Source organism: Kitasatospora sp. DSM 101779, assembly GCF_025655475.1.
Taxonomy (GTDB): Bacteria; Actinomycetota; Actinomycetes; order Streptomycetales; family Streptomycetaceae; genus Kitasatospora.
Genome location: NZ_JAHTIK010000001.1, coordinates 4937846 through 4939580 on the forward strand (window position 1 = coordinate 4937846; position 1735 = coordinate 4939580).

A 1735-nucleotide genomic window follows, 5' to 3' on the forward strand; every position below is an offset into this window, starting at 1 on the left:
CCCCCGGCGGCAGCGGCTCGCCGGCCGCCGGCACGGGTGCGTCCGCCGCCCCGTCGGCTGCCTCCGGTGCGCCGTCCGCCGCCCCGAGCGCCCAGCCCTCGAACACGCCCGCGGCGGGCAACCCCGCCCCCGGCACACCGGTGCCCGGCAAGGACGGTGCCGTCCCGGCCGGCTACCGGACCGTCCACGACGCGTCCGGCTTCTCGATCGTGCTGCCCGACTGGATGGCCGACATGGGCCGGGCCTACGACGCGACCAGCCGCAATTTCGAGGGCAACGGGCTGAAGCTGATGGTCGACTGGACGGTCGGCGCGGGCGACAGTGCCCTTGCCGACTGGCAGGACAGCGAGCGCACCCAGAACTGGGCCAACTACAAGCGCATCCAGCTGAAGGGGATCACCTACCGGGACTGGACCAACGCCGCCGACTGGGAGTGGACCTACGGCAGCAGCACCACCAACCACTCGCTCAACCGGGGCTTCGTCACCGGCAACGGCAAGTACGGCTACGCCCTCTACTGGACGAGCACCGACGCGGACTGGAACTCGGCGGCCAACACGGCGGCCCGCACCATCGCCTTCGCCACCTTCCAGCCCGCGCCCTGACCCGCCGGGGCCGGTCAGCCGATCAGGCGCTGCTTGGCCCGGGTGAACTCCTCGTCGGTGAGGGCGCCCGCGGCGTGCAGCGCGGCCAACCGCTCCAGCTGGTCCAGCAGGTCGGCCGGGGGCGCCGCCGCGGCGGACGCCGCAGCCCCGGCCTCCCGGCGGCGGGCCTCCGCCGCCGCGGCACGGAGCCGCTCCGCGAACGGCTCCGCCTTCACCACGTCCTCGAAGCGGTGCGCACCGGTCAGCGCGACCACCTTCAGCACCTCGCCGTTGATCCGGCTGCGGGTGACCGTCACGTCCGTCACCGCGCCCAGCGCAACCGGCACCGGCGGCTTGCCGTCCTTGAGGAAGAGCAGCCGATGGCTGGTCAGCACCAGCGCGCCCCTGCGGAAGTGGTCCGGGTGGCGCCCGGCGGTCGCCGCCACCGGCTCCTCGCCGGGCACCGCGGCGGCCTCCACGGTGCGCACGGCGGCGTTCCTGGCGTCCCGGCCGTTGCCGCTGCCGAGCACGTCGAAGGCCACATCGATCAGATCCGTCCAGTCCATACCGCGAGCCTACGGCCGCGGCGACGTACTCTGGCCGGGTCGAGAGGAAGTCGGACATGCGAGCGGCCCCCGGTCAGCTGGTGGCCGGACGGTACCGGGTGACGGACCGTCCGACGGGAGCCGGCCTGCCCGCGCAGGACGTGCACACGGGCGCGCCGGTCCTGCTGCACGCCCTCGACCTGCCCGAACTGCTCGTCCCGGGAGACTCGGGAGACCTGTACGAGGACCCCGACGCGCGCCGCGGCGACCGGATCGCCGAGCCCGTCGCCGCGCTGGCCGACCGCGCGCCGCGCCACCCGCGGCTGCTCGTCGAGACCGGCGCGGCCGCCGAGGGCGACCTGCTGTGGGTGGCGGGCGAACGCCCGGCCGGTGCCACGCTCGCCGAACTCGCCGACGGTGGGCCCGTACCGCCGTACCGGGTGGCCGAGCTGGCCGCGGACCTCGCCGGCGCGCTGCGCGCCCTGCACGGCGAGGGCCTGACGCACGGCAACGTCACCGCCGAGGCGGTGCTGGTGTGCGAGGACGGCGCGGCACTGCTCGGCGGGCTGCTCCTCGGCGCCGCGCAGGAGGCGGTCTGCGCGCAGC

Annotated in this window: 1 protein-coding gene and 2 pseudogenes; 2 read left to right on the plus strand and 1 reads right to left on the minus strand. The window is 75.6% G+C overall.

Annotation, left to right across the window (positions count from 1 at the left end):
* Nucleotides 1-605, plus strand: a pseudogene (locus KSNIM_RS22605) (hypothetical protein); the annotation flags it as partial.
* Nucleotides 606-619: 14 nt separating this feature from the next.
* Here KSNIM_RS22605 and KSNIM_RS22610 read toward each other — a convergent pair.
* Nucleotides 620-1150, minus strand: coding sequence for an SHOCT domain-containing protein (locus KSNIM_RS22610; protein ID WP_263104987.1), 531 nt, complete (start codon nucleotides 1148-1150; stop codon nucleotides 620-622).
* A 56-nt stretch (nucleotides 1151-1206) separates the two neighbouring features.
* Here KSNIM_RS22610 and KSNIM_RS22615 point away from each other — a divergent pair.
* Nucleotides 1207-1735, plus strand: a pseudogene (locus KSNIM_RS22615) (hypothetical protein); the annotation flags it as partial.